The organism is Streptomyces javensis, assembly GCF_039525925.1.
In the GTDB taxonomy this organism is placed as follows: domain Bacteria; phylum Actinomycetota; class Actinomycetes; order Streptomycetales; family Streptomycetaceae; genus Streptomyces; species Streptomyces asiaticus.
The window spans coordinates 37,015-62,928 of the sequence record NZ_BAAAIF010000055.1; the positions used below are offsets into that span (position 1 = coordinate 37,015).

Genomic DNA, 25,914 nt, shown 5'->3' on the forward strand with positions numbered 1-25,914 from the left:
GATGACCTCTGGCCGTGGCCGGTCGTGGCCGGTCGTGGCCAGCCGCGGCCAGAGGTGGCCGGCCGCGGCCGGCCGTGGGCCACCGTGGCTCAGGACAGCTGGCCGTCGTAGTCCGGGAGCTTGAAGGACTTCTCGGCGTGGCCGCCGGAGATGTCGGAGGGGCTGTTGCCGATGTTCGCGATGATCGTGTAGCCGTTCTTCTCGATCTCCGCACGCTTGGCGGTCTTGTACTCCGCCACGTCCCGGAACAGGTCCGGCAGATGGCGTACGTACAGACCGGCCACCGAATAGCCGACCTTCTCCAGGTTGTACTCGGTCGGCAGGTAGATGATGCCGGGGCGCGCGGTGACGAAGAAGACGGCCACACCGCGGTCGTGGGCGTACTGGGCGAGCTTCAGCACCGGCTCGACGGCGGACTGGGGGTAGCTGAAGCCGAAGTCCGTCTCCAGCGAGGTGTTGTCGATGTCCAGGACGATGGCCCGCTTCTCGCCCGAGGGGTCGGCGGTGCGCTCCTCGACGTACGGGCGGGCCTGCTCGTCGATGATGGCGCGAACATCACGCTGCCAGGTCTCGTAGTCGACCTCGTCGGCGGCGGTGGCGCTCGACGGCGCCGCCGAGGCCGCCGTGGTGGCGGTGGGGCCGCTGGTGCCGGGCGTGGCGGCGGTCGCCGTGGTGGCCGTTCCGCCGACGCCGATGGCGAGGGCGAGGACCGCCGTCGTCATGCCGGTCCGCCGTGATCGCACGCGTCCTGCTGTCATCGGTCACTTCCTTCGCATCGAGGCGCTTGCCGGATGGCATGCTCACGGCTGCCGGTGGACATGAGAAGACCTCTGCTTTACCGGCGAGTAACGGTTCGCGGCCGAGGAACCTCAATAGGCCAACGACACGTGCCCGGCCGTTCGTTGACTGGTCAGCCGGTAGATGGGTATGTCATCTACTGAAGGGCCGGCCTGGACCCCGGCGATGACCGGCGTGGCTGCGGGCTCCGGTGTCGCGCGCCTCCACCAGGTCAAGGAGGCTTGCATGTTCGATGATCGGCCCGCCTTCGGCGTCCGAGTCCACGCGCTCGGTGGCGTGACCGTCGCCGAGATCGCGGGAGAGCTGGACATCTTCGCCGCGGGGCGGATCGTGGCTCGGCTCGATTCCCTCGTTCAGGTGCGGTGCCCGGATCTGATCCTGGACCTACGGCCGGTCACCTTCCTGGACTGTGCCGGACTGTCGTTACTGTGCCGGTTGCGCAATCGCGCGCTGGAGCGGGACGGGCGACTGCGGCTCGTCATCGCCGATCCGCGCTTTCTGCGGCTGCTGCGCACGGTCCGGCTGGACGACGCCTTCGAAGTACTGGAAGATTTGACTCCGGCGATCGCGGGCGCGGCGGGTCCGGTGGCCGGAGGAGGCGGTGACGCCTTCTCGTAGGTTGCATCTGACCAAGTGTCAATAGTAAGAACCGAAATTCACTCGGACGAGCGGTCTTTACCGGCGGAATGCTGCGTCCCTCCCTCTGTAACCGGGGGTCACCCCCTTACGCTCGCGAGACGTCGCCTGGGGACCCGGCGGATTTCGCACCCGATGCCCGACCCTGCCCGCTTCCGGGACCTGACGAAGGTGAGAGGGGGCAGTGTGCCGTTCCGAGGGGATATCGCGATGACGCAGCAAGGCGCTCCCCGTGATGCGCCGGATGCGCCGGTGCCGCTGGATCGCGGTGCCCAGAACGCCGCGCGGGAGCCCGCGGGCGGGGATCCGGCCGATGACGTCGTCGCTCGGGCCCGTACGCACCGGGTCGGCGGGTACACCGTCGTGGAGTTGCACGGTGAGATCGACATCGCCGGGGTGGGCAGCGTGGGGCCGGTGCTGGACGCGGCCACGGCCGGGGACCGGCCCGCGGTGATCGTGGACTTACGCCCGACCGCCTTCTTCGACTGCTCGGGCCTGGGACTGCTGTGCCGGGCCCATCGGCGTGTCCGGGAGCGGGGCGGGCGGATGCGGCTGGTCTGCGACGACGCCTTGGTCCTCCGCACGCTGCGGGCGGGGCGGATGCTGGATGTGCTCGAGCCGGTGGCCACGCTGGATGAGGCGCTGGGGGAGGGGGAGGGCTAGGGGGTGGGGGCTGGTGCCCGGCGGGGCTTGGCTCCTGCGGCGGGCTGTTTGTTCCCCTACCCACCCCTTCCCGCAACTGGGGCTCCGCCCCAGGCCCCGCTCCTCGAGCGCCGGAGAGGCCTGGATGCGGGGCTCCGCCCCAGATCCCGGGGCCCAGGGGCGGAGCCCCTGCCGTGCGGCGAGATGGCGGCCGGGCTCAGGGGCGGCGGTCCTGGGGCGGGGGAGGGGTCGCCCGATGGCCCCGGTGCTGCCGCCCGCGGCCCCAGGCGCGGTGGCGGGACCGCCCGCCGCCCGGGAGGGTCTCGTGGCTCTCGGGGGACATGCGGTTGCCGTTCTGGACATTGGTCCGGTGGATCAGCAGGGCGCCCACGGCGATCAGCGCGAGGATGACGACCACGGTGATCAGGGTCTCCATGGTGCTCACTCCCTGGGACCGGGGCCCACAGCTGGAGGGAATCCGGCCGGTTTGTGCGAAATGCTCCTGGTGTCTATACGGTACCTCCGGCCGGAGGCGGCGTCGCTCCCCGTGTGCGGCGGCCCCGGGGTCCGCATGCGGCGGCCCCGGGTCCGCGGGCGCCGACACCGCGTACACCGCGTCCGCGCACGCCGAACGCCCGCACCCGGCGTCGGGAACCGGGTGCGGGCGGTCAGGCCCTGATCCAGCGGATCAGTGGGTTCGGCGGGCTCAGTGGCTCTTGGCCAGCTGCTTCTCGAGCTTGGCCAGGCCATTGGCCCAGAGCTGGTTGACGCGGCTGATCTCGGCCTGGTTCGGCTGCGAGTTGGTGCAGGACGGGCCGGGGCCGCCACCGGACATCAGCTCGCTGCACGGACCCTCGTAGTGGTCCGGCAGACCCAGCACGTGGCCGGTCTCGTGCGCGGTGACCCGGGTCGAGTCGTACTCCTGGTTCTGGGCGTAGTCCAGGAAGACATAGCCGCTGCCGTGCCCGTCGGTGCTCGCGTACGAGCCACGGGGGTCATTGCCCTCGCGGTAGGTGAAGTCCGCGTTGCTGCCCTCCTGGAGCTTCACGTTGCTCACCGCGGAGTTCCAGATCTGGGCGGAGCGGGATATCACCGACTTGAAGGTCGGGGCCTGGCTCGCGTTGTAGGTCACGGTGACGGCCGCCGTCGCGCTGCGCGCCTTCGCCCGCTTCTCCAGCGCCGACTTCATGACGGCCTTGATGAAGGCGTCGGTGTCGGCCCGCTCCTCGCCGCTCGCCGTGTAGGCGGCGGCCGCGGCGCCGCGCTGGGCCTTGGAGTGGTCGGGCGTGGCCGCGGAGGCGGGCATGGCGGCCAGGGAGACCGCCAGGCCGAGGCCGAGGGTCGCGGAAAGCGCCAGCTTGGGGAGTGACATGTGGGGGGCTCCTCATCGTCCTCGGGCCCCGGTCGCCGTGTGGGGTGGCGGCCGGGGCCGTGGGATGAACTCTTGGCTGACGCAGAGTCTTGAGGAGAACCGGCCGTACGCGGAGATATCAACTGGTGATAGGACGAGGGCATATCCCCCGCCGGTCACTCAGGGCCCGGCCGATGACCGGCGTTTGACACCCCGTTGACCCCTGTTTGACCACCGATTGATCGTTTCCGATACGGGTTGGCGGGATTTCAGAGTCTGGTGTGACGGACAAGTGCGCAGTTATGCTCCCGCCGTGGAGCTCGAGGTGAGGCACCTCCGTGCATTGTGCGCCATAGCCGACACCGGCAGCCTACGGAAGGCGGCGCGTCAACTGGGCATGACCCAGCCGTCCTTGACGACCCAGCTCCGGCGGATCGAGAACACCATCGGTGGCCGGCTGTTCTCGCGGGAGGTGACCGGCAGTCGGCCGACCCCGCTGGGGCGGTCCGTGCTGTGCCGCGCCCGGCCGATAGTGGCCGAGATGAACGCCCTCGTCGACGAGGTCCGGCTGGAGGCGGGGCAGACCGCCGACGCCCGGTTGCGCATCGGCAGCACGGGCAGCCGGGCCGTGGTCGGCTGGCTGCGCAGGCTCCGCGCCCGCTACCCGGACGCGGACACCACCATCCACATCGACGTCTCCGCCAACGCGCTGCTGCAAATGGTCGCCGCCAACCAGCTGGACGTGGCCTTCGTCCACGAGGTCGAGGGCGCGCCGCTGCGGGTGCCCGAGGGCGTGGAGCGCAGGGTGCTCGTGGAGCGGGAGCCGCAGTTCGTGGCGCTGGCCGAAACCCATCCGGCCGCCGCGCGGCCCGTGGTGCCGCTCGCCGACCTCGCCGCCGACCAGTGGATGGTGGACCCCAGCGTGGACGGCGAGGGGCCCGGGCTGCGCCGGGTGCTGGCCGCCGCGGGGCTCAATCCGAGGGTGGTCTACGGGGACTATCTGACCGCCGCCGACCTGGTCGCCTCGGGCGAGGTGGTCACCCCCTGCCAGCCCACCGCACGGTCCCGCCAGGGCGTGGCGGTCCGCCCGCTGCACGGGGATCCGCTGACGGTCCGGCTGTTCCTGGCCTCGCGGGCGGTCCCGGCGGTCCGTGGCGGCGCCGACGGATCCGCCCCGGACGCGGTGGTCCGTACCGGTGCCACCGAACCCGCCCCGGACCCGGTGTCCGGCGTGCCCATCGACCCCGACGCCACGGCGTCCGGTGCGCCCCTCGACGTGGACGCCCTCTTCGGCGACCTGGCGGACGCGTACTTCGAGATCGCCTGGGCGAGCGTCGCGTACCGCCAGTGGCTGGTCCGCAACGAGAGCCCGCTGCTGCGCTTCCAGGAGCCCGCGACCCGCGACGAGCTCGACATCCTGGGGCTCGCCGGGCCCGCCGAGGTCTCGTAGCTCCGAAGGGCGGCGGGGCTCCGAAGGGCGGCGAGGCTCCGAAGGGCGGCGGGGCTCCGAAGGGCGGCGAGCGATGACTTTCGCTCCGCCGGGCGGTCCAAGCACACGGCACCGCACCGGACCGCCACGCCATGCGAGGAGCGAGCAGATGATCACCGAGCACGAACCGCAGACCGCGCTGGACACCCGTTTCAGCGGCCCGGACGCCACCGCCACCGCCTGGCCGGAGGGGCGCGCGGGGCTGGCGGCCGCGGAGCTCTACTGGCTGTCCACGGTCCGCCGGGACGGCCGCCCCCATGTCACCCCGCTCATCGCCGTCTGGTTCGACGGCGCGCTCTGCTTCTGCACCGGCCCCGCCGAGCAGAAGGCCCGCAACCTCGCGCACGATCCGCGCTGCGCCCTCACCACGGGCGCGGGGGTGCTGGGCGAGGGGCTTGACCTGGTGGTCGAGGGTATGGCCGAGCCGGTGCGGGACGACGCCACGCTGCGGCGGATCGCCGCGGCGTACGTGGAGAAGTACGGCGAGGAGTGGACCTTCCAGGTGTGCGACGGCGCCTTCCACCACGAGGGCCATGAGGCCCTGGTCTTCCGGGTCGCCCCGGCCACCGCGTTCGGCTTCCGCAAGGGCGAGTACGGCCAGACGCGCTGGCGTTTTTGACGCTCGCGCACGCCCCGGGCCGTTCGTAGCCCCCGGGTAGCTCAGTCCAGTTGGTCCAGGTCGAGCAGCTCGCCGGGCAGTCCCACCGGCAGTGTCTGCTCCGACCAGATCGTCTTGCCCTCGGCGGTCTGGCGGCTTCCCCAGCGCTGGCTGAGCCGCGCGACCAGCAGCAGCCCGCGGCCGCCCTCGTCGAAGGTGCGGGCGCGGCGCATATGCGGGGCGGTGCTGGAGGAGTCGGTGACCTCGCAGATCAGCGAGTGGTCATGGATCAGCCGCAGCTGGATGGGCGGGACGGCGTGCCGGATGGCGTTGGTGACCAGCTCGCTGACGACCAGCTCGGTGGTGAAGACGGCCTCGTCGAGCCCCCATTCGGTCAGCCGCTGCGTCACGTTCCGGCGGGACCGCGCCACCCACGCCGGGTCGGCGGGCACGTCCCAGGTGGCCACGTGCGCCGCGTCCAGGGCGCGGGTGCGGGCGAGCAGCAGCGCGACATCGTCCAGTACGCCCTCGCCGGGGAGGAGCGCCCGCAGCACGGCGTCGCAGGTGCCGTTCAGGGAGCCGCAGGGGTGGGCCAGCGCGTCGGCCAGCAGCAGCCGCCCCTCGTCCACATCGCGGTCCCATCCGCCCATCAGCCCGTTGGTGTAGAGGGCGAGCACGGCGTCCTCGGGCAGCTCGGTCTCCATCGCCTCGAAGGGCAGCCCGCCGACCCCCAGCGGCGGCCCGGGCGGCACCGGCAGGAACTCGACCGAGCCGTCGGGCCTGGCCAGCGCCGGGGCGGGGTGCCCGGCCGCGGCCAGCGAACAGCGGTGCGAGACCGGGTCGTAGACCGCGTACAGACAGGTGGCCCCCACATCCCCGGTGGCCTCCTCGGCCCCGGTCTCCGCGGCCAGGTGGATCACCAGGTCGTCGAGGTGGGTGAGCAGCTCGTCCGGCGGCAGATCGACGTCGGCGAGGGTGCGGACCGCCGTCCGCAGCCGGCCCATGGTGGCCGACGCCTGGATGCCGTGGCCGACCACATCGCCCACCACCAGCGCGACCCGCGCCCCGGAGAGCGGGATGACGTCGAACCAGTCCCCGCCCGCGCCCGCGTACGGGCCCGCGGGCAGATAGCGGGAGGCGACCTCTACGGCCGGCGGCTGGGGCAGGGTCTGCGGCAGCAGGCTGCGCTGGAGGGCCAGGGCGGTGTCGCGCTCCCGGGTGAAGCGGCGGGCGTTGTCGACACAGACGGCGGCCCGGGTGGTGATCTCCTCGGCCAGCACCACGTCGTCCTGGGCGAACGCCTCCGGGGTGCGGTGGCGGGCGAACACCGCCACCCCGAGCGTCGTACCCCGCGCCCGGATCGGCACCGACATGATCGAGTGGACGCCGAACCGCCGGATCGCCTGGCCGCGCTCGGGCTTCAGCGCGCCCCACTCGGCGATCGAGGGGTCGGCGGACGCGTGGATGATGGGATGCCCCGCCACCAGGCATTCGGCCATCGGCGAGACCTTCGGGTAAGTGTCCACCTTCCCCAGCGGCACCACGGACTCGGGGCATCCCTCGTAGATGGACTGCCGGGCGGCGCGGCGCAGCACGACCGGGTCGGCGAGCGGCCCGGACGGCAGCTCCTCCTCCTGGGTCAGCCGGTCCAGCAGATCGATGCTGGCGTAGTCGGCCAGCCGCGGTACGCAGACGTCGGCGAGCTCCTGCGCGGTGTGGTCGATGTCGAGGGTGGAGCCGATCCGTTCGCTGGCCGCGCTCAGCAGCAGCAGCCGCTGGCGGGCCAGGTACTGATCGGTGATGTCGTGCGCCGCCATGCAGACCGCGTACACCCGGCCGTCCCTCGCCTGGAGCGGGGCGAACCGGGCCGACCAGGCCTGCTCCTTCATCTCGCCGCTTCCGGTGCGCAGCTGCGTCTCCACCTCGCGCGGCTCGCCGGTGGTCAGCACGTGGCGCATGGCCGCTTCGAGCTGTTCGCTCTGGAGCTTGCCCTTGATCTCCGACAGCCGCAGACCGCGGATCTCCGTCTCGGGGAGGCCGGTGACGCGGGCCATCTCGGCGTTCACCTTGCGCAGCCGCATATCGGCGTCGTAGATCGCCATCGGGCAGGGCGACTGGGTGTAGGCCCATTGCATCAGCGCGTCGTTCCATGACTCGGGGGGCCACTCCGCCCGGGGTGCCGCGGTCACCAGCAGCCAGTCGCCCTCCGGCCGTCTGCGGTGCGCCAGCAGCGGTACGGGCAGCTCGCGGCCGTCCCGGTGGCGCAGCGCCACGGTCCCGTGCCACCGGGTCAGCCGGGCGCGGGCACGGCGGGCCTCGGCGCCCGTCGCGCGACCCGGGTCGGCCAGCAGCTCGGCGGCGGGCCGCCCCACGACATCGGGGGACGGATGCCCGAGCAGTCGGCGGGCGCCCTCGTTCCAGCTGGTCAGCGTCCCGTCATCGCTGACGGTGGCCTGTGCCGTATCCGTTTCGTCGAAGCCGCCCCGCTCCCATGCGGAGCCGCTGTCACGGCGCTTCATCCTCGCCATCCCTCCGGGACGGCACCGGGTCCGTCCACCAGGGCTCCCCTCCAGCCTCGTCCACTCCGGTCCGGGCTTCAACCACGGCCCGGAGCTTGGAGCCCTGAGCCCGGAGCGCGGCGCCCGGCGCCCGGAGCCCGGGGCCCGGAGCCCACAGCCCGGGGCCCGGAGCGGACGCCCTGGGGCGCGCGCGGGTCAGACCACCGCGGGCCGCGCGGGCCGCAGATGGCGCCCGGCCCACTCGGCGAAGCCGGTGAGCGGAAGGCCGAGGGCCCGCGCGAACTCGGGGCGGGCGGGCTGGCCGACCGCGTTCAGCCACCCGTGCCCGAGGCCCCACTGCGGCATCCCGGCGGCCAGCGCCTCGTCGGCGGTCATCGACGGGGCGGTCACTTCGGTGCCCGTGACCTCGGAGAGGACCTCGGCGACCCGGGTCATGGTCATGTGGTCGCCCGCCAGTTCCAGCTCGACCTCGTGGAACCGCGCGGGCTCCGCGACGGCCGCGGCCGCCGCCGTGCCGATGTCGGCGACGGCGATGAGGGCGAGCTCGGTGCCGGGCTCGAGGATGGTGGCCAGGCCGCCCTCGGGGCCGTTCGGGAGCAGGGACAGGAAGTTCTCCATGAAGAAGGCGGGCTTGAGGAGCGTCCAGTGGCGGAAGCCCGCCTCCCGGATCCGGTCCTGGAGCCCGCTCTTGGTCGCGAAGTAGTGCTCCATCGCCGCCCAGCGGCCCTCCGCCCAGCCAGGCGCGGTGTGGTGCTGCCCGGCGCCCGAGACGGAGGTGTGCACGAACTGCGCCACCCCCGCGTCCCGCGCGGCCTCGATCAGGTTGCGCCCCTGGATCCACTCGGAGTCGCCCTGGAGATCGTTCATATCGGGCATCTGGATCGAGAAGACGGCACGCGCCCCCTCCGCGGCCCGCCGCACCGAGGCGAGGTCGAGCAGATCGCCGCCGACCAGCTCGGCACCGAGCGCCGCCATGGCCTTGGCCCGCTCACCGGCCGGATCGCGGACCAGGGCGCGCACGGGAACGCCCGCCGAGAGCAGGGCGCGGGCGGTGGCGCCGCCCTGCTGTCCGGTGGCACCGGTGACGAGGACGGGGGCGGAGGTCAGGGTTTGCGAAGGCATGCTGCTCCTCGGGCAGAGGTGAATCGACTCATCGACAAGTCGACTGGGAAGGGCTAAAACGGCGGGCCCCGCCACTTACGACTCGGTACGATACGGAGGCCCCCGCCACTTAGCAACCCTTGGCATCCCGGAGGTGACGCCATGCCCGCCCAGCGCGCGGACGCCCGGCGCAACTACGCGCGCATCCTCGCCGTCGCCGAGGAGGAGGTCGCCACACACGGCGCCGACGCCTCCCTGGAACAGATCGCCCGCACCGCCGGAGTCGGCTCGGCCACCGTGCGCCGCCACTTCCCCACCCGCCGGGCCCTGCTGGAAGCGGTCTTCCGCGAACGCATCGAATCCCTGGCCACCCGCGCCCGCGAACTCGCGGAGGCGGACGACGTACGGGCCGCCCTGCTGGACTGGCTGGGCGCGCTCACCGTCTACTCCGCCACCGTCCAGGGCCTGGCCACCGCGCTCCTACGGGACGGCGAACTCGACCCGGAGCACGCGAACCCCTGCGTGAACACCCTCGCCGAGGCGGGCGAACCCCTGCTGCGACGAGCCGCCCAGGCCGGCGCGGTGGCCCCCGGCGTAACCCCGGTCGACCTGGTCACCCTGATCGCCGGCATCGCCCTGGCCACCCAGCACCACCCCGACCCCGCCACCGAGGCGACCCGACTCCTGCGCCTGACCGTGGCGGGCATCAGCCCGCGGGGGTGAGGGGCGGGGCGTCAACCCCGGCGCCCGGCAAGGACGTTCAAGACAAACCGGCGAGGTTCACGGCAAAGAGGTTCACGGCAAAGAAGACCGCACCCGGGCCACTCGGGGCGGCTCGGGTGCGGTCCGGTGATGCGAAGGAAGAGCGGGTCAGCCCTTCTTGGTCTCCCAGAAGATCTTGTCGATCTGGGCGATGTAGTCCAGGGCCTTCTGCCCCGTGGCCGGGTCGGTCGAGCCCTTGGCCGCGCTCAGGGCCTTGAGGGTGTCGTTGACCAGCTGGTGCAGCTCGGGGTACTTCTCGAAGTGCGGGGGCTTGAAGTAGTCACTCCAGAGCACCGAGACATGGTGCTTGGCGAGCTCCGCGCGCTCCTCCTTGATGGTGGTGGCACGGGCACGGAAGTGCGGGTCCTCGTTGGCCTGGTACTTCTCCTGGATGGCCTTGACGGACTCGGCTTCGATGCGGGCCTGGGCCGGGTCGTACACACCGCAGGGCAGGTCGCAGTGGGCACTGACCTGAACCTTGGGGGCGAACAGGCGGGAGAGCATAGAGCTGTCCTTCCATTCGTGATCGTCTTCTCAGGTGCGAGATTACTCCGTGGGGGAAGCCTTTTCTCGGGTGCCCCGGGGGGCTTAGGTCAAAAGTCCAGTGCAAGGCTGGGATGCCTGGGATCGTGATGGGTGCAGGGTGAGGACCGGAGGTGCCGTGATGCGGGAGCAGCGGGGCGATCGCGGGCAGGAGTCGGACCGCGACCAGCGCGGGCTGCTGCGGATCGGGCTCGCGGAGGTGTACAACCCGTCGATGCAGCCGACGCTGTACCCCGGCGACCAGTTGGTGGTGCGCTACGGCGCGCCCGTGCGGCCGGGGGACGTGGTGGTTCTGCGCCATCCGTTCCGGCAGGACCTGCTGATCGTCAAGCGCGCGGTGGAGCGGCGCGAGGGCGGCTGGTGGGTCAAGGGCGACAACCCGTACGTGGAGAACGACAGCCGGGAGTTCGGCGTCGTGCCGGACGAGCTGGTGGTGGCCCGGGCCTGGGTGCGGCTGCGGCCGCTGCGGGGCGCCGGGCGCGGTGGTCAGCGGTCGATGGCCGGGCTGGTCTCCTGGGCGGTGTCCGCCGTGCGGCCCGTGGGCTCGCGGTTCTGGCGGCGGTCGCGGTCGGCGCCGGCCGTCCGCTCGGCGTCCAGGCGTTTGCGGGCGCGGTAGGCGGCCACATTGGCGCGGGTGGCGCAGCGGTCGGAGCAGTAGCGCCGGGAACGATTTGTCGATGTGTCGAGATAGGCGTTGCGACAGGGTGACGCCTCACAGATGCCCAGCCGGTCGGCGCCCAGTTCGGTGAGGTGGAAGGCCAGCCCCATCGAGGCGGTCGCGGCGTATCCGGCGCCCGCGTTGGCGGCGTAGTCCGCGATGTGCATATGCCACTTGGGGCGGCCGTCCTCGTCGCGGGTCTCATGGCCGGAGATCTGCGGGCTCACCGGGAACTCGATGAGCAGCGCGTTCAGCAGGTCCACCGCCAGCACCTCGTCGCCGCCCGCCGCCGCCTCGAAGACCGCGCGCAGCCGGGCCCTGACCGACCTCAGCCGGGTGACATCCGCGTCGGTCGTCCGCCGGGCCTGCTGACTCTCCCCGAAGAGCGCCCGTACGGCCTCCACCGAGGTCAGGGTGTCGGTGCCGCGGCTCGGCTCCTCGCTGTTGACCAGGCGCACGGCGAGATCCGAGTAATAAGCCAGTTCCACTTGTGGTCCTTACGAACGGCGGTCTATGGTCACATCAGGTCGAGTAAGAGGCGTTCTGCCTACGAGGGTATTACGGGCGGCTGCGCCGAGACGATGACGCATGGCTTGGAGGGGCTCGATGACGGACACCGTCGCCGTGGCGGACTGGCAGGCGTGGCAGCGGAGCTGGGACCGGCAGCAGGAGTGGTACCTCCCCGATCGTGAGGAACGGTTCCGGGTGATGCTCGACGCGGTCGAGGCCGTCGTCGGCCCGGAGCCCCGGATCCTCGACCTGGCGTGTGGCACGGGCAGTATCTCGGACCGGGCGCTGCGCCGGTTCCCGGGCGCCACCAGCACCGGCGTGGACCTCGATCCCGCGCTGCTGACGATCGCCCGCGGCCACTTCGCGGCCGAGCCGCGTGCCGAGTTCGTGACCGTCGATCTGCGCGACCCCGGGTGGACCGAGCGGCTGCCGCACCGCGCCTACGACGCCGTGCTGACCGCCACGGCGCTCCACTGGCTGCGCTCGGACGAGCTGCGGGTGCTGTACGGGCAGATCGCGGGCGTGGTGCGGGAGGGCGGGGTGTTCCTCAACGCGGACCACATGCCCGATCCGGAGACGCCCCGGCTCAACGCGGCCGACCACGCGTATCAGAAGGCACGGCAGGCGCGGGCCAGGTCCGAGGGCACCCAGGACTGGGCGGACTGGTGGCAGACCGCCGCGCGGGACGAGGTGCTGGCGGGGCCGGTCGCCGAGCGGTTCTCGATCTTCGGCAATCCGGCGGACGGCGATCACGCGGACGGTGAGACACAGCCCGTCGCCTGGCATGTCGGGGCACTGCGTGAGGGGGGCTTCGGGGAGGCGCGGGCCGTCTGGTGCTCGCCCTCGGACGCGATGGTGCTCGGGCTGAAGTGACCTGGGGGCGGAGTGCGGGAGGGCGGTACGGGCATCGGCCCGTACCGCCCTCGCGCAGGTGCCGCGCCTAAGCGGATCGGCGGGCGTCGGCTGCGGTTCGGTGGCGCCCCGACGGGGCGCGGGGCCGCGTCGATGTGCGGCTCCGCCGCGCGGGCGCGACCAGCCACGACGGTGCCGCGGACGATCGACGGCAGGTCGGGGCACTTCCAGCGGAGCGCCTAGAGCACCTTGGAGAGGAACGACTTCGTCCGCTCGTGCCGCGGATTGGTCAGCACCTCCCGCGGGTGCCCGGACTCCACCACCACGCCGTCGTCCATGAAGACGACCGAGTCCCCGACCTCGCGCGCGAAGCCCATCTCATGCGTCACGACGATCATCGTCATGCCGTCCTCCGCGAGCCCGCGCATCACATCGAGCACATCGCCGACCAGTTCCGGGTCGAGCGCCGAGGTGGGCTCGTCGAAGAGCATCAGCTTCGGCTCCATCGCCAGGGCCCGCGCGATCGCCACGCGCTGCTGCTGGCCGCCGGAGAGCTGGGAGGGGTAGTTGGCCGCCTTGTCGGCCAGGCCCACCCGGTCCAGCAGCTTCAGCGCGCGCTCCCGCGCCACCGCCTTGGACTCCCGCTTGACCTGGACCGGCGCCTCGATCACGTTCTCCAGGGCGGTCATGTGCGGGAAGAGGTTGAAGCGCTGGAACACCATGCCGATGTCGCGCCGCTTCTCGGCGACCTCGCGGTCCTTGAGCTCGTAGAGCTTGTCGCCCTTCTGGCGGTAGCCGACCAGATCGCCGTCCACATACAGCCGCCCGGAGTTGATCTGCTCCAGGTGGTTGATGCAGCGCAGGAAGGTGGACTTGCCGGAGCCGGACGGGCCGATCAGGCAGAAGACCTCACGCGGGGCGACCTCTAGGTCGATGCCCTTGAGGACATGAACCGGGCCGAAGGACTTGTGGACGCCCTCGGCCTTCACCATGGCGGTCATGCGCCGACACCTCCGGAGCGGTTGCTGAAGGAGAGCAGATTGGCCCGGACCCGCTGGAGCGGGGTGGCCGGCAGGTTACGGCTCGAGCCGCGCGCGTAGTACCGCTCCAGGTAGTACTGGCCGACGCTGAGCACGGAGGTGAGGATCAGGTACCAGGCGGCCGCCAGGAAGAGCATCTCCGCCGTGGCGCCGGAGTTCTGCCCGACCTCGGAGGTGGCCTGGAGCAGGTCCCAGTACTGCACCGCGATCACCAGCGAGGTGGTCTTGAGCATGTTGATGAACTCGTTGCCGGTCGGCGGCACGATCACCCGCATCGCCTGCGGCAGCACCACCCGGCGCAGCGTCTTGGCGTGGCTCATACCGAGCGCCTGGGCGGCCTCGGACTGGCCCTCGTCGACCGACTGGATGCCCGCCCGGCAGATCTCGGCCATGTACGCGGCCTCGTTCAGGCCCAGGCCCAGCAGGGCGGCCAGGAACGGGGTCATGAAGTCCGACCACTCGTCCTTGTAGATCGGCATGATGTTGATGTAGTCGAACACCAGGCCGAGGTTGAACCAGACCAGCAGCTGCACATAGACCGGGGTGCCGCGGAAGAACCAGATGTAGCCCCAGGCGATGGAGGCGGTCACCGGGTTCTTCGACAGCCGCATCACCGCGAGGACGATGCCGAGGGCCACACCGAGCACCATCGAGAGGATGGTGATCCAGACGGTGTTGCGAACGCCCCTGAGGACCTCGCCGTCGAAGAAGTAGTCCGGGATGGCGTTCCAGTTGACGTCACCGCGGGCGAAGGCGGAGATCAGCAGGGCGATCAGGGCGATGGCGATGATCGCGGCGACCCAGCGGCCGTAGTGCCGCACCGGGATGGCCTTGATGCTCTCCGGCGCCGGCGGCGGGGCGTCGACCGGACCCGCCTTTTCGATCTTAGTAGTCACGGATGGTGCCTTTCAGCGCGAGCGCGGACGGGGGAGGGCCGGATCACTTGCCGCCGTTGATGATGGCCTTGGTGACCGCGCCGTCCTTGACGCCCCACTTCGCGATGATCTTGTCGTAGTCGCCGTTCGCGATGATCAGGGCAAGGGCCTGCTTGAGGGCATCGCGCAGCTGGGTGTTCTTCTTGGCGACGGCGATGCCGTACGGGGCCGCCTCCACCTGGTCACCGACGAGCTCGAAGTCCTTGCCGCCGCCCGAGGTCTTCACCGCGTACGCGGCGACCGGGAAGTCGCTGGAGCCGGCGACGGCGCCACCGCCGCGCAGCCGGGTCTGGGCCTCGGTGTCATTGCCGAACGCCTCGACCGAGATCTTGCCCTTGCCGTTCTTCTGGCAGGTCTTCGACTGGGACTTGGCCAGGTCGTGGGAGACGGTGCCGCGCTGCACGACGATCTTCTTGCCGCACAGGTCGTCCCAGGTCTTGATGCCCGAGTTCGCGCCCTTCTTGGTGTAGATCGAGACACCCGCGGTGAAGTAGTCGACGAAGTCGACGCCCTCGCCCGCCTTCTTGCCGGTGTCCGGGTCGACGCCCTCCTGGCGGCCCTTGTTGTCGGTCATGGCCGACATGGCGATGTCGTAGCGCTTGGAACGCAGACCCGAGAGCAGGGTGTCGAAGGTGCCGTTGTTGAACTCGAACTTCACCCCGAGCTGCTTGCCGAGCGCGTCGGCGATGTCCGGGTCGATGCCCATGACCTGGCCGTTCTTCTTGAACTCGACCGGCGGGTAGTTGATGTCCGAGCCCACCTTGATCACCTTGGCGCTCTGGATCTCCTTGGGCAGCTGGTTGAACAGCGGGGCGGAGTTGCTGTTGGACCCGCCCGTGGCCTTGTCGGTCTGATCGCCGCAGCCCGTCAGCAGCAGGGCGCCTACCACCGCTATCGCGCCGACGGGGGCCATCCGGGACTTCAGGGTGGCCCCACGGGGCGTGAAGCTGGCGGTCATGCTGATTCCTCCGGCAGGGTGAGGGGGCGAGATCTGGGGAACACGTTTGTGGGCGTCGCGATCTCGTGTGATTGGGGCATCTTGCCATCGGACGGGCCCGTACGGGTCACCGGCCATGTCAAAATCGGATAACGGGCGATCCCCGTGGTGCACAACCGGACAGCGGTACCGGCTCGACAGCGGCGGCCGGTGGCGCGAGGCAGGCGCGAGGCAGGCTCATGATCACGCGGAGAACAGCGCGTGACGGTGCCATGGACTTTCCCTAGAGCTTCGCCCGCCTTCAGGCGTAATGCCTGGTTTTCCGGCGTCATGGCACCAGAACTCGTTCGTCCCTCGACGCGCGCTTCAGGTAGAACAGACGGCTACACCCCTCACCCGGGGCTCAGGGCGCGTGTGCGACGCGCCCGGCGTTCGTACCCACACCCATGCGGTGGTCATCCGCTGAATGGGACGACGCGGTGCCCGCCCGCTCCGAACCTGGGGCGGATACCCTCGACAGAAAAACGACAAAGGGGTCAAAACAGTGGCAGCGGAGATGGTCAATCCTCGCAGCGACAGCACCAGCGGCAGCGGCGAAGGAGCCGAAGGCGTGACCGACGGGGAGCCCTTCGATCCGGCGTTCGCCCTGCACCGCGGCGGCAAGATGGCCGTCCAGGCGACCGTGCCCGTGCGCGACCGGGACGATCTGTCCCTCGCGTACACACCGGGCGTGGCCAAGGTGTGCAGCGCGATCGCCGAGCAGCCCGAGCTCGTCCACGACTACACCTGGAAGTCCCAGGTCGTGGCCGTGGTGACGGACGGCAGCGCGGTGCTGGGGCTCGGCGACATCGGCCCGGAGGCGTCCCTTCCGGTGATGGAGGGCAAGGCGATCCTCTTCAAGCAGTTCGGCGGTGTGGACGCGGTGCCGATCGCGCTCGACTGCCGGGACGTGGACGAGATCGTGGAGACCGTCGCCCGGTTCGCGCCCTCGTTCGGCGGCGTCAATCTGGAGGACATCTCGGCGCCCCGCTGCTTCGAGATCGAGCGCAAGCTCCAGGAGCGGGTCGACATCCCGATCTTCCACGACGACCAGCACGGCACGGCGGTGGTCACCCTCGCCGCGCTGCGCAACGCCGCCAAGCTGACGAACCGCGCGCTGGGTCAGCTGCGCGCCGTCATCTCCGGGGCGGGCGCCGCCGGTGTGGCCATCGCCCGGATCCTCACCGAGGCGGGCATCGGCGATGTGGCGGTGTGCGACCGCAAGGGCGTCGTCTCGCCGGACCGCGAGGACCTCACCGACGTCAAGCGCGAGCTGGCCGGCTTCACGAACAAGGCCGGGCTCACCGGGTCCCTGGAGGCCGCGCTGGACGGCGCCGACGTCTTCATCGGCGTCAGCGGCGGCACGGTGCCGCAGGACGCGGTGGCCAAGATGGCGCCGGACGCCTTCATCTTCGCGATGGCCAACCCCAACCCGGAGATCCACCCGGACGTCGCCCACCAGTACGCGTCCGTGGTCGCCACCGGGCGCAGCGACTTCCCGAACCAGATCAACAACGTCCTCGCCTTCCCCGGCATCTTCGCGGGCGCCCTCCAGGTCCGGGCCTCCCGGATCACCGAGGGCATGAAGCTCGCGGCCGCCGAGGCGCTGGCCGCCGTGGTGGCCGACGAGCTGAGCGCGGACAAGGTCATCCCCTCGCCGTTCGACGAGCGGGTCGCCCCCGCCGTGACCGCGGCGGTCGCCGCGGCCGCCCGCGCGGAGGGCGTCGCCCGCCGCTGACGCCCCGCCAGGGTAGATGCCGTGATGGGCCGGGTGGCCGTGATGGGCCCGGGTGGCCGATACGGGCCGGGTGGCCGATACGGGCCGGGCCGCCCCTCAGCCGGAGGGGCGGCCCGGCCCGTGCGCTGTCCGGCGGGCGAGCGGGGTCACACCGTGGTGCGGTTCCGTGGGGTCGCCCCGCGGCCTAAGGTCGGGATCATGTTCGCTGCCTATGCCGCACGTATCGACCGTGACCAGCCGCTGAGCGGCCTCGAACTGGGGGAGCGCCCCGAGCCGGAGGCCCGGCCCGGCTGGACCACCGTGAACGTCAAGGCCGCCTCGCTCAACCACCACGACCTGTGGTCGCTGCGCGGTGTGGGCCTCGGCGAGGAGTCGCTTCCGATGATCCTCGGCTGTGACGCGGCCGGGATCGACGAGGACGGCAACGAGGTCGTCCTCCACTCGGTCATCGGCCAGAGCGGACACGGCGTCGGCCCGAAGGAGCCCCGCTCCATCCTCACCGAGCGCTACCAGGGCACCTTCGCCGAGAAGGTGACCGTCCCCAGCTGGAATGTGCTGCCCAAGCCCAAGGAGCTCTCCTTCGAGGAGGCCGCCTGTCTGCCCACGGCCTGGCTCACCGCGTACCGCATGCTGTTCACCAACGCGGGGGTGCGCCCCGGCGACAGCGTCCTGGTCCAGGGCGCCGGGGGCGGCGTGGCCACCGCCGCGATCGTGCTGGGCGCGGCCGCCGGGCTGCGGGTGCTGGCCACCAGCCGTGACGAGGCCAAGCGGGCCCGCGCCGTCGAACTGGGCGCCGAGGGCGCGTACGAGCCGGGGGAGCGGCTGCCGCGCCGGGTGGACGCGGTGATCGAGACGGTGGGCGCCGCGACCTGGTCGCATTCGGTGAAGTCCCTCAAGCCCGGCGGCACCCTGGTGATTTCCGGCGCCACCAGCGGCCCCAACCCGAAGGCCGCCGAGCTCAACCGGATCTTCTTCCTGGAGCTGAAGGTCGTCGGCTCCACGATGGGCGGGAAGGACGAGCTGGAGGACCTGCTGAGCTTCTGCGCCGCGCGCGGGGTACGGCCGGTGATCGATTCGGTGCTGCCGCTGGACCGGGCCCGTGAGGGGTTCGAGAAGATGGCGGGCGGCGATCTCTTCGGCAAGGTCGTACTGACGGTCTGAATATCGCGGCGGCATATTCCCGGGCGTTGTGCGGGTCCCCGGCCGTGGTGCGGGCCGGGGATTCGCGGAGTAATGCGGGCGGGCCGCCGACCGTCACGCCCCGGTGAATTCCCGGAATTCCGTTATGACGCCGACGGCCGTACGAAGCTCCGCCGGAAGCGATAGGAGCGGGACGAGGCACCCACCCGGCCGGGGAAGTCGAGCACCCGGTCCCAGGCGGACGAGCCGCCGCCGCGCGGCCCGTCGGCCGCCAGCGCCGCCTGGTACGCCTCCACATCGGTCCAGCGGGCGTAGTTGAGCACCCGGGCCCGGTCGGTGGACAGATGGCGCTCGCCGTCGGCGATCAGATGGAAGTCGGCGGAGATCAGGCCCGGGTCGGGCTCGCTCTCCAGGGCCTCGATGACCAGGTCCACCCAGGACCGGCGGACCTGGGGATCGGAATCGTTGAAGTCGATCTCGACCACGACGAACAGCCCGGGGTCCGTCGTCTCGTCGTGGGCGGCGGCCGGTGCCCGGAAGCCGCGGTAGTGGCGGTAGTACGCGAGACCGAGCCGCTCGATGTCCGGGACCGCGCTGTCGATCGCGTCGTTGCGCTGCTGGCGCTGGGTCCGGAAGAAGGCGTGGTACGCGGCCTCGTCGGCCCACTGGGAGTGGTGCATCAGCGTATCGCCGTCCGTGCCCGCGTAGAGGTTGTACGAGAGCAGCTCGGGCGCGGGCCAGGGGCGGCTGTCCCAGGCGGCGGCGATGGCGTCGACCGCGGCCCGCTGCCGTTCCGGTGTGCCCACGCTCCAGGTGCTGAACAGCGCGGCGCCCACATCGGGCCGGGTGAGATCGGGCAGCGGCCCGGGGCTGGTCGGGGCGGACATGGCGGTCTCCTCGCGGTTGGGGACGTCGAAACGCCGAACAAGCCGGGGGAGAGGGCGACGGGCCCGGAGGGGCGCGCTCCCCCGTGGTGCGCCCCTCCGACCCCGATCCTGAAACTTCAACCACGGTTCACGTCAAGCGGCCAGGGGTGCGGCGCCGCATATCGGTGTTTTCCCCTCCCCGCCCCTGCCCGTTACCAGGGGCTTCGCCCCTGGACCCCGGGCCCTGGACCCCGGATCCCGGGCCCCCGGCCCCGAGTCCCGGGGCGGGGAGCGGATCAGCCTGCCGCGGGCGGCACGATCCGGCGGACACCCCTGGGCGTGGGTAGCCACTTTCCGCAGCGTCGATATGCGACTCCGCCCCAGACGCCTGGACGCCGGGGTCTGGGGTGGAGCCCCAGTTTCGGGAAGGGGCGGGGCGGGGGATCAGCCCGCCGCAGGCGTAACGACGCGCCGGACAGCCCCTACGCCCGGTCCCCCCGCAGCAGCTCCGTGATCCGCACCGCGGCCGCCCCCAGGTGGTGGCGGGCCTCGGCCAGTTGGGCGTCCGTCACCCCGTGGTCGCGGGCCGCGTCGCGGACGTCGTCCCGGAACCGGTCGAGCAGCCGCTCCAGATCGCGGGCGGGGGCGCCGGAGGGGGTGAAGTCCCTGGCCCACTCGGGCTCCCGCACCCCGGCCGCGCCACCGCCGTCCCCGCCCCCGGAGGTCGGCTTCTCCTCCCCGCCGCCGCCCTCCGGCTTCGTCACGTCCACCCGCTCCACCGTGACATCCGGCCCGGACGCCTCGTCGTCCCAGCCCCAGCCCCAGTCCGAGCGCGAGGTGCCCGGCCGGGAGATCCGGCCCATACCGCGTGACACCTCGGCCAGCCCCTCGCGCACCGCCCGCTGCCAGTCGCCCGCCCGGATGTGCTCCTGCGTCTGCTCCTGGACCCGCCGGGCGATCCGCTGGACCTCCTCGCGCGCGAAGTCCTGCGCGTCCCTGGCCTGCTTACGGGCGCGCTGGGCGTCCTGCCGGGCCCGGCGGCTCTCCTCCTTGGCCCGGCGCGCCTGCTCCTTCCACTCCTCCTTCGCGCGCCGCATCTCCTCCTTCGCCTGCCGCCAGGTCTCCTTGTCGCCCCACGACCCCTCCCACGGGGCCTGCTTGTCCTGGGCGCCGCCGGAGGCGCGGGCCTGCTGGGCCGCCTCGCGCATCTCCCGCCGCAGATCGCTCGCGGAGCCGCGGACGTCCTCCCGGATCTCGGCGGCGAGTTCGGCGACCGACTCGCGGATCTCCAGCTCCAGATCGGCCAGCTCACCGCTGCGGTCGGCCAGTTCGGCGCGCCCGGCGTCGGTGATGGAGTAGACCTTGCGGCCGCCCTCGGTGGTGTGGGTGACCAGCCCCTCGGCCTCCAGCTTGGCCAGCCGCGGATAGACGGTGCCGGCCGAGGGCGCGTACAGCCCCTGGAACCGCTCCTCCAGCAGCCGGATGACCTCATAGCCGTGGCGCGGCGCCTCGTCGAGCAGCTTGAGCAGATACAGGCGCAGTCGGCCGTGGGCGAATACGGGGGGCATCAGAGGACCTTTCCCTGGGTGCCGTCGGTGGTGTCCGTGTCGTCCTCGGACGGCGGACGGCGCAGCAGCGCGATGGCGCCCGAGACGGTGGTCGCCTTCAGGCTGCCATTGCCCGTGCCGAGCCGACCGGTGATCCTCTTGGCGCCCCACTGGCCGGTGACCCGAAGATCGTCGAAGCCGTTGGAGACCGAGCCGCTGGCCGTGTTGGCCTCCACCTCCGCGTCGGTGGGGTGCGGCAGCCGGATGGCGATCTCACCGGAGACGGTGGTGAGGCAGATGTCGGAGCACTTGGGGGCGGGCGCCAGGTCGAGCACCATGTCGCCACTGACCGACTCGGCCCGCACGGAGGGCCCGGAGCCCTCGATCACGGTGAGGTCGCCGGAGACGGAGTGGAACCGCAGATCGCCGGTGACGGCCTGGGCCTCGACCCGGCCGGATACGGTGTCGGCCTGGACCGGTCCGGTCAGCCCGAGCAGGGTGAAGTCGCCGGAGACACCGCGCAGCTCGGCACGGCCGGACAGCCCGGAGACCACGGCGGAGCCCCCGACCACGCCGACGGTGGCGCTGGCGCCGGCGGGCACGGTGAGGGTGACATGGGCGGTACGGGTGTAGTGCCCGAGCCACTTGCGGAGGCCCTTCCGGGGGAGGTCGTCATAGCCGACGCTCAGGGTGCCGTCGATATGGGTGACCTTCAGCGGTGGGCCGTCGATCTCCGAGACCTCGATGCGGGCGGGGCCGGGGGCGGCGCCGACCACATTGACCGTGCCGCCCGCGATCTGGACGTCGAGCGTGGACACCGGGTCGTCGAGGGTGAGCTTCTGTGGCGCGTTGATCGACCACTGTGATCGGGCTGACATCCCTGGCCTCCCCTGGCTGGACGTGCGACGCGCCGTCTGGACGCAACATATCGTGTCTCCCGTACAACACGATATATCGCGGACGCGCGGAGTCAAGCCCGGTCCGCCCCCGGTCCGCCCCGGCCTGGCCCCGGTCCGCCCCGGTCCGTTCCTGATCCGCCCCCGGTCCGTCCCCGGCCCGCCCCCATCCCGCCCCCGTTCCGGCGCCCCTGTTCCGGTCCCGCATCCGTGCACAATCGCACGAGGTGGTGGAAGATGCATGGCGCAGCCATCGTTTCTCTGTGGGCTGAATCGCACTTTTTGAAGAAAGTCCTACGGGCTGAGAATTTCCGCTAGAGCTTCGCTAGAGTCCTGGTAGAGCATCGTGGAGACATATGTTCGGGACTGTTACCTTCGTGGCCTCGGAATCGGGAAGGAAGAGGGGCCGTGGGGGGAATGACGTCACAACCCTTGAATACCTCCGTAGCGCAGGACGACGCGGAGCCGAACTCGGTTGCCCGGCTGTTGTTGCGGGCGGCGCGCGACCATGCCCATTCGGGGGTGCGCTATCTGGTCGGCCCCACCGCGAGTGAATCCGTGCGGCAGCCTTATCCGGAACTTCTGGAATCGGCGCTCGGGTATCTCTCCGCACTCCGCGACCGGGGATTGCGGCCGAAGGACAAGGTGGCCCTGCTGCTGGACCGTCAGCCGGAATTCTTGGCGGTCTTCTGGGCCTGTCTGCTGGGCGGCTTCGTGCCCTGCCCGATGGTGCCGATCTCCGGTGACCCGGCCCGCTGGGCGGCCCAACTCACCCACGTCAACGAGCTGTTGGACGGCCCGCTGCTGGTGACCACCGAGGCGACACGGGCCGAACTGCCCGAGGTGTCCGGGCTCGCGGTGGCCGTCGTGGAGGAGCTGCGGACGGCCGAGGGGGCCTCCGGCGCCGAACGCGGACAGCCGCCGGCCGTCCACTCCGCGGCCCCGGACGACCTCGCCCTGCTGGTGCTCACCTCCGGCTCCACCGGGAATTCCAAAGCGGTCATGCTGACCCATGGAAATATCCTGGCGTCCATGGCCGGAAAGGCCGGAAAGCAGCAGCTCACCGCCGCCGACACCACCTTCAACTGGATTTCCTACGACCATGTGGCCGCGCTGCTCGAAGCGCATATGCTGCCGCTGTACGTGGGCGCCGAGCAATTGCATGCGGAAGCCGCGGTCATTCTCGAGGAGCCGCTGCGTTTCCTCCGGATCATATCCCGCCACAAGGTCACCATGACCTTTACGCCGAACTTCCTCCTCGGGCCGCTCAATTCCTCCGTCCGTGAGATGGCGGACGAGATATCGGCGGGCGGCGAAGGGCTCGATCTCAGTGCGCTGCGCCATATCGTCAGCGGCGGTGAGGCGAATGTCGTCGCGACCGGCGAGGCATTCCTGGCGCATTACGCCCCGTACGGACTGCGGGAGGCCGCGCTCTGGCCCGCCTTCGGCATGACCGAGACCTGCGCCGGCAGCGTCTACAACCGCGCGTTCCCCGCCACCGACGCGGGCCAGGAGTTCGCCAACCTCGGCACCCCCGTCGAGGGGCTGCGGATCCGGGTCGCCGACGACGACCACCGGGCGCTGCCCGAAGGCGAGATCGGCGAGCTTCAGCTCAGCGGCCCGATGATCACCCCCGGCTACTACAACAACGACGAGGCCACCGAGGAAGCCTTCACCCCCGACGGCTGGTTCCGCAGCGGCGACCTCGGCCGGATCGACGAGGGGAGGCTGACCCTCGTCGGCCGCAGCAAGGACAGCGTCATCGTCAATGGCGTCAACTACTTCAGCCATGAGATAGAGGCCGCGCTGGAGCAGCTCGACGATGTCGCCGGCGGCTATGTCGCGGCGTTCCCGACCCGCCGCCCCGGCAGCGACACCGAGCAGCTGGTCATCGCCGTCAGCCCGGAACCGGCGGACGACGACGAGGCCGGGCTGCACCGCATGATCACCGCGGTGCGCTCCACCGTCGTGATGCACTGGGGGTTCCGGCCCTCCCTCATCCTGCCGCTGCCCAAGGACGCCTTCCCCAAGACCAGCCTCGGCAAGACGCTGCGCCGCCGGATGCGCCAGCGCCTGGAGTCCGGCGGATACGACGACGTCATCGAGCGGGTCGCGGAGCTGACCACCCGCCGGCTCGGCGGCCACACCCCGCCCGAGGGCGAGACCGAGCGGATCCTCGCCGAGATCTACGCCGAGATGTTCGACACCACCGCGGACCGGATCAGCGCCACCGCCAGCTTCTTCGACCTGGGCGGCACCTCGCTGGACATCCTGCGGCTGCGCCGCCAGGTCCACCGGCGCCTCGGGGTCGCGGACCTGGCCGTCATCACGGTGCTCACGGCTCCCTCGGTACGGCAGCTCGCTGCCCGGCTCGACGGCGGCGGCGCGCCCGGCGCCGCGGTCTACGACCCGGTCGTACCGCTCCAGACCGGTGGCGAGAAGACCCCGCTGTTCTGCGTCCACCCCGGTGTCGGCGAGGTCCTGGTCTTCGTCAACCTCGCCAAGTACTTCGTCGGCGACCGGCCGTTCCACGCGCTGCGCGCCCGGGGCTTCAACGAGGGCGAGAAGCCCTTCACCAGCTTCGAGGAGATGGTGGAGTGCTATGTGGAGGCCATTCGCGCCCGCCAGCCGCACGGCCCCTACGCCGTGGCCGGATACTCCTACGGCGGCGCCGTGGCGTTCGAGATCGCCAAGGCGCTCGAGGCCCAGGGCGAGCGGGTCGACTTCGTCGGCAGCTTCAACCTTCCGCCGCACATCAAGTACCGCATGGACGAGCTCGACTTCATCGAGACCGCGACCAACCTCGCCTTCTTCCTCGACCTGATCAACAAGAAGCAGTCGCTCGACCTCCCCGCCGAGCTGCGCCCGCTGTCCCAGGAGGAGCAGCTCGCGCATCTGCTGCGGATCGCCCCTGCGGCCCGGCTGGACGAACTCGACCTGGACCTGGACAAGTTCACCGCCTGGGCGGAGCTGGCCCATGGCCTGACCACCCTGGGCCGCGACTACCACCCCAGCGGCACCACCCGGTCCATGACGGTCTTCTACGCGATCCCGCTGCGCGGCACCAAGGAGGACTGGCTGGCGAACGAGCTGCGCCGGTGGGACGACTACACCACCGAGCCCAACCGGTATGTGGACGTACCCGGTGAGCACTACACACTGATGGGTCCGCGGCATGTCGCGGCCTTCCAGGCGGTTCTGCGCAGGGAGCTCGACCGTGCGCTGGACGACGCCGACCGGGCCCGGACCGCGGGCCGGTCATAGGCCCAAAAGGGCCAGGCACAAGGCCCCGACAGGGCAGGGCACAGGCCCGACAGGGCAGGGGACAGGCCCGACAGGGCAGGGCACAGGCCCCGACAGGGCCAGGCACAAGGAGAAGAGCAGGGTGGAAGGCAAGAAGATCCTGGTCACCGGCGGTACCGGGCAGGTCGCCCGGCCGGTGGCCGAGGCGCTGGCCGAGCGCAACGAGGTGTGGTGTCTGGGCCGGTTCGGCACCCCCGGTGTCGAGAAGGAGCTGAACGACCAGGGGATCACCACGTTCCGCTGGGACCTGAACGACCCGCGCGAGGCGGCGTACGAGGGGCTGCCGGACGACTTCACCCATGTCTTCCACTCGGCGGTGCGCCGCGGTGAGGACGGCGACGTCAACACGGCCATCGAGGTCAACTCGGTGGCCACCGGCCGGCTGATGTCCCACTGCCGGACGGCGGAGGCGTTCCTCTTCGTCTCCACCGGGGCGCTCTACAAGCGGCAGACCCTCGACCACGCGTACACCGAGGACGACCCGGTGGACGGAGTGGCCGACTGGCTGCCCGCCTACCCGGTGGGCAAGATCGCGGCGGAGGGCGCGGTACGGGCGTTCGCCCAGGTGCTGAACCTGCCGACGACCATCGCCCGGCTCAACATCGCCTACGGCCCCGGCGGCTACGGCGGGGTGCCGATGCTCTACTTCAAGCGGATGCTCGCGGGCGAGCCGATACCGGTGCCCATGGAGGGCCAGAACTGGTGCTCCCTCCTCCACACCGACGACCTCATCGCCCACGTCCCCCATCTGTGGCGGGCGGCGTCGACCCCGGCCACCCTGGTCAACTGGGGCGGGGACGAGGCGGTCGGGATGACCGACTGCGTGCGCCATCTGGAGGAGCTCACCGGGGTCACCGCCCGGCTCGTCCCGAGCGAGGTCACCCGGGAGACCTACCAATTCGACCCCACGAAGCGGCGGGAGATCACCGGCCCCTGCCGGGTGCCGTGGCGCGAGGGCGTACGGCGTACGCTCCAGGCGCTCCATGCCGAGCACCTTCCGTCTTGAGCCGCGGC

At 71.3% G+C, this 25,914-nt stretch carries 23 protein-coding genes and 1 pseudogene; 11 read left to right on the forward strand and 13 right to left on the reverse strand.

Annotated features, from left to right (window positions below; translation table 11 throughout):
• Nucleotides 1-89: 89 nt before the first annotated feature.
• Nucleotides 90-758 carry an HAD family acid phosphatase gene (locus ABD329_RS34745; protein ID WP_198278497.1) on the reverse strand — a complete coding sequence of 223 codons (669 nt, stop codon included), beginning with the start codon at nt 756-758 and terminating at the stop codon, nt 90-92.
• Between the two features lie 265 nt (nt 759-1,023).
• On the opposite strand from ABD329_RS34745, the gene ABD329_RS34750 reads away from it, so the two are divergent.
• A complete protein-coding gene (locus ABD329_RS34750; RefSeq protein WP_198278498.1) occupies nt 1,024-1,416 on the forward strand; it encodes an STAS domain-containing protein in 393 nt (130 codons plus the stop codon).
• Between the two features lie 228 nt (nt 1,417-1,644).
• Nucleotides 1,645-2,097: an STAS domain-containing protein gene (locus tag ABD329_RS34755; RefSeq protein ID WP_344317399.1), complete on the forward strand. Its 453-nt coding sequence runs from the start codon at nt 1,645-1,647 to the stop codon at nt 2,095-2,097.
• 196 nt (nt 2,098-2,293) lie between these two features.
• On the opposite strand, the gene ABD329_RS34760 is transcribed toward ABD329_RS34755, so the two are convergent.
• Nucleotides 2,294-2,512 (reverse strand): hypothetical protein, encoded by a 219-nt coding sequence (locus ABD329_RS34760; RefSeq protein ID WP_344317400.1) that lies wholly within the window; start codon nt 2,510-2,512, stop codon nt 2,294-2,296.
• A 270-nt stretch (nt 2,513-2,782) separates the two neighbouring features.
• A complete protein-coding gene (gene snpA / locus ABD329_RS34765) occupies nt 2,783-3,448 on the reverse strand; it encodes a snapalysin (RefSeq protein WP_198279564.1) in 666 nt (221 codons plus the stop codon).
• A gap of 304 nt (nt 3,449-3,752) precedes the next feature.
• On the opposite strand from snpA, the gene ABD329_RS34770 reads away from it, so the two are divergent.
• Nucleotides 3,753-4,877 carry a LysR family transcriptional regulator gene (locus ABD329_RS34770; protein WP_198279571.1) on the forward strand — a complete coding sequence of 375 codons (1,125 nt, stop codon included), beginning with the start codon at nt 3,753-3,755 and terminating at the stop codon, nt 4,875-4,877.
• A 148-nt stretch (nt 4,878-5,025) separates the two neighbouring features.
• The gene (locus ABD329_RS34775) at nt 5,026-5,535 is read left to right on the forward strand and encodes a pyridoxamine 5'-phosphate oxidase family protein (protein WP_198279565.1); all 510 of its coding nucleotides are present in this window, start codon (nt 5,026-5,028) and stop codon (nt 5,533-5,535) included.
• A gap of 41 nt (nt 5,536-5,576) precedes the next feature.
• Here ABD329_RS34775 and ABD329_RS34780 read toward each other — a convergent pair whose 3' ends face one another.
• Nucleotides 5,577-8,033 carry a SpoIIE family protein phosphatase gene (locus ABD329_RS34780; RefSeq protein ID WP_198279566.1) on the reverse strand — a complete coding sequence of 819 codons (2,457 nt, stop codon included), beginning with the start codon at nt 8,031-8,033 and terminating at the stop codon, nt 5,577-5,579.
• A gap of 195 nt (nt 8,034-8,228) precedes the next feature.
• Nucleotides 8,229-9,155, reverse strand: a complete 927-nt coding sequence (locus ABD329_RS34785; RefSeq protein ID WP_198279567.1) for an NmrA family NAD(P)-binding protein — start codon at nt 9,153-9,155, stop codon at nt 8,229-8,231.
• Nucleotides 9,156-9,296: 141 nt separating this feature from the next.
• Between ABD329_RS34785 and ABD329_RS34790 the strand changes: the two genes are divergently transcribed.
• On the forward strand, nt 9,297-9,857 hold the full coding sequence (locus ABD329_RS34790; protein WP_198279568.1) for a TetR/AcrR family transcriptional regulator: 561 nt from the start codon (nt 9,297-9,299) through the stop codon (nt 9,855-9,857).
• A gap of 147 nt (nt 9,858-10,004) precedes the next feature.
• On the opposite strand, the gene sodN is transcribed toward ABD329_RS34790, so the two are convergent.
• Nucleotides 10,005-10,400 (reverse strand): superoxide dismutase, Ni, encoded by a 396-nt coding sequence (gene sodN, locus ABD329_RS34795; RefSeq protein WP_037965025.1) that lies wholly within the window; start codon nt 10,398-10,400, stop codon nt 10,005-10,007.
• Nucleotides 10,401-10,653: 253 nt separating this feature from the next.
• Between sodN and ABD329_RS48365 the strand changes: the two are divergent.
• A pseudogene (locus tag ABD329_RS48365) lies at nt 10,654-10,821 on the forward strand (S24 family peptidase); the annotation flags it as partial.
• A gap of 104 nt (nt 10,822-10,925) precedes the next feature.
• Here ABD329_RS48365 and ABD329_RS34805 read toward each other — a convergent pair.
• Nucleotides 10,926-11,585 carry a CGNR zinc finger domain-containing protein gene (locus ABD329_RS34805; RefSeq protein ID WP_309142838.1) on the reverse strand — a complete coding sequence of 220 codons (660 nt, stop codon included), beginning with the start codon at nt 11,583-11,585 and terminating at the stop codon, nt 10,926-10,928.
• Nucleotides 11,586-11,703: 118 nt separating this feature from the next.
• Here ABD329_RS34805 and ABD329_RS34810 point away from each other — a divergent pair, with 118 nt between their 5' ends.
• Nucleotides 11,704-12,480, forward strand: a complete 777-nt coding sequence (locus ABD329_RS34810; protein WP_344317402.1) for a class I SAM-dependent methyltransferase — start codon at nt 11,704-11,706, stop codon at nt 12,478-12,480.
• A 218-nt stretch (nt 12,481-12,698) separates the two neighbouring features.
• On the opposite strand, the gene ABD329_RS34815 is transcribed toward ABD329_RS34810, so the two are convergent.
• The 3 genes from ABD329_RS34815 to ABD329_RS34825 are packed head-to-tail and all read right to left on the reverse strand — an operon-like array spanning nt 12,699 to nt 15,392.
• Nucleotides 12,699-13,451 carry an amino acid ABC transporter ATP-binding protein gene (locus ABD329_RS34815; RefSeq protein ID WP_198280720.1) on the reverse strand — a complete coding sequence of 251 codons (753 nt, stop codon included), beginning with the start codon at nt 13,449-13,451 and terminating at the stop codon, nt 12,699-12,701.
• Nucleotides 13,452-13,456: 5 nt separating this feature from the next.
• On the reverse strand, nt 13,457-14,395 hold the full coding sequence (locus tag ABD329_RS34820) for an amino acid ABC transporter permease (protein WP_198280719.1): 939 nt from the start codon (nt 14,393-14,395) through the stop codon (nt 13,457-13,459).
• A 43-nt stretch (nt 14,396-14,438) separates the two neighbouring features.
• A complete protein-coding gene (locus tag ABD329_RS34825; RefSeq protein ID WP_198280718.1) occupies nt 14,439-15,392 on the reverse strand; it encodes an ABC transporter substrate-binding protein in 954 nt (317 codons plus the stop codon).
• 523 nt (nt 15,393-15,915) lie between these two features.
• Between ABD329_RS34825 and ABD329_RS34830 the strand changes: the two genes are divergently transcribed.
• Both ABD329_RS34830 and ABD329_RS34835 read left to right on the forward strand, forming a co-directional pair.
• The gene (locus ABD329_RS34830) at nt 15,916-17,148 is read left to right on the forward strand and encodes an NAD(P)-dependent malic enzyme (RefSeq protein WP_138913861.1); all 1,233 of its coding nucleotides are present in this window, start codon (nt 15,916-15,918) and stop codon (nt 17,146-17,148) included.
• 198 nt (nt 17,149-17,346) lie between these two features.
• On the forward strand, nt 17,347-18,309 hold the full coding sequence (locus ABD329_RS34835) for a zinc-binding dehydrogenase (protein ID WP_164428199.1): 963 nt from the start codon (nt 17,347-17,349) through the stop codon (nt 18,307-18,309).
• Nucleotides 18,310-18,431: 122 nt separating this feature from the next.
• Here the strand turns inward: ABD329_RS34835 and ABD329_RS34840 are convergent, their stop codons facing one another.
• The 3 genes from ABD329_RS34840 to ABD329_RS34850 all read right to left on the reverse strand — a co-directional run bounded on the left by ABD329_RS34840 (nt 18,432) and on the right by ABD329_RS34850 (nt 21,579).
• The gene (locus ABD329_RS34840; protein WP_198280717.1) at nt 18,432-19,175 is read right to left on the reverse strand and encodes an antibiotic biosynthesis monooxygenase; all 744 of its coding nucleotides are present in this window, start codon (nt 19,173-19,175) and stop codon (nt 18,432-18,434) included.
• Between the two features lie 461 nt (nt 19,176-19,636).
• Nucleotides 19,637-20,722, reverse strand: a complete 1,086-nt coding sequence (locus ABD329_RS34845) for a PadR family transcriptional regulator (protein WP_344317403.1) — start codon at nt 20,720-20,722, stop codon at nt 19,637-19,639.
• On the reverse strand, nt 20,722-21,579 hold the full coding sequence (locus ABD329_RS34850) for a DUF4097 family beta strand repeat-containing protein (RefSeq protein WP_198282312.1): 858 nt from the start codon (nt 21,577-21,579) through the stop codon (nt 20,722-20,724). Before ABD329_RS34850 ends, ABD329_RS34845 begins: the two co-directional genes overlap by 1 nt.
• A gap of 435 nt (nt 21,580-22,014) precedes the next feature.
• Here ABD329_RS34850 and ABD329_RS34855 point away from each other — a divergent pair, with 435 nt between their 5' ends.
• On the forward strand, nt 22,015-24,861 hold the full coding sequence (locus tag ABD329_RS34855; RefSeq protein WP_198280711.1) for a non-ribosomal peptide synthetase: 2,847 nt from the start codon (nt 22,015-22,017) through the stop codon (nt 24,859-24,861).
• 121 nt (nt 24,862-24,982) lie between these two features.
• Nucleotides 24,983-25,906 (forward strand): NAD-dependent epimerase/dehydratase family protein, encoded by a 924-nt coding sequence (locus ABD329_RS34860; protein WP_198280712.1) that lies wholly within the window; start codon nt 24,983-24,985, stop codon nt 25,904-25,906.
• Nucleotides 25,907-25,914: the final 8 nt, after the last annotated feature.

Coding starts and splice junctions, on each gene's coding strand:
- ABD329_RS34745 (WP_198278497.1), bottom strand. CDS start 758: ATGACAGCAGGACGCGTGCGATCACGGCGGACCGGCATGACGACGGCG.
- ABD329_RS34750 (WP_198278498.1), top strand. CDS start 1,024: ATGTTCGATGATCGGCCCGCCTTCGGCGTCCGAGTCCACGCGCTCGGT.
- ABD329_RS34755 (WP_344317399.1), top strand. CDS start 1,645: ATGACGCAGCAAGGCGCTCCCCGTGATGCGCCGGATGCGCCGGTGCCG.
- ABD329_RS34760 (WP_344317400.1), bottom strand. CDS start 2,512: ATGGAGACCCTGATCACCGTGGTCGTCATCCTCGCGCTGATCGCCGTG.
- snpA (WP_198279564.1), bottom strand. CDS start 3,448: ATGTCACTCCCCAAGCTGGCGCTTTCCGCGACCCTCGGCCTCGGCCTG.
- ABD329_RS34775 (WP_198279565.1), top strand. CDS start 5,026: ATGATCACCGAGCACGAACCGCAGACCGCGCTGGACACCCGTTTCAGC.
- ABD329_RS34780 (WP_198279566.1), bottom strand. CDS start 8,033: ATGAAGCGCCGTGACAGCGGCTCCGCATGGGAGCGGGGCGGCTTCGAC.
- ABD329_RS34785 (WP_198279567.1), bottom strand. CDS start 9,155: ATGCCTTCGCAAACCCTGACCTCCGCCCCCGTCCTCGTCACCGGTGCC.
- ABD329_RS34790 (WP_198279568.1), top strand. CDS start 9,297: ATGCCCGCCCAGCGCGCGGACGCCCGGCGCAACTACGCGCGCATCCTC.
- sodN (WP_037965025.1), bottom strand. CDS start 10,400: ATGCTCTCCCGCCTGTTCGCCCCCAAGGTTCAGGTCAGTGCCCACTGC.
- ABD329_RS34810 (WP_344317402.1), top strand. CDS start 11,704: ATGACGGACACCGTCGCCGTGGCGGACTGGCAGGCGTGGCAGCGGAGC.
- ABD329_RS34815 (WP_198280720.1), bottom strand. CDS start 13,451: ATGGTGAAGGCCGAGGGCGTCCACAAGTCCTTCGGCCCGGTTCATGTC.
- ABD329_RS34825 (WP_198280718.1), bottom strand. CDS start 15,392: ATGACCGCCAGCTTCACGCCCCGTGGGGCCACCCTGAAGTCCCGGATG.
- ABD329_RS34835 (WP_164428199.1), top strand. CDS start 17,347: ATGTTCGCTGCCTATGCCGCACGTATCGACCGTGACCAGCCGCTGAGC.
- ABD329_RS34840 (WP_198280717.1), bottom strand. CDS start 19,175: ATGTCCGCCCCGACCAGCCCCGGGCCGCTGCCCGATCTCACCCGGCCC.
- ABD329_RS34845 (WP_344317403.1), bottom strand. CDS start 20,722: ATGCCCCCCGTATTCGCCCACGGCCGACTGCGCCTGTATCTGCTCAAG.
- ABD329_RS34850 (WP_198282312.1), bottom strand. CDS start 21,579: ATGTCAGCCCGATCACAGTGGTCGATCAACGCGCCACAGAAGCTCACC.
- ABD329_RS34855 (WP_198280711.1), top strand. CDS start 22,015: ATGACGTCACAACCCTTGAATACCTCCGTAGCGCAGGACGACGCGGAG.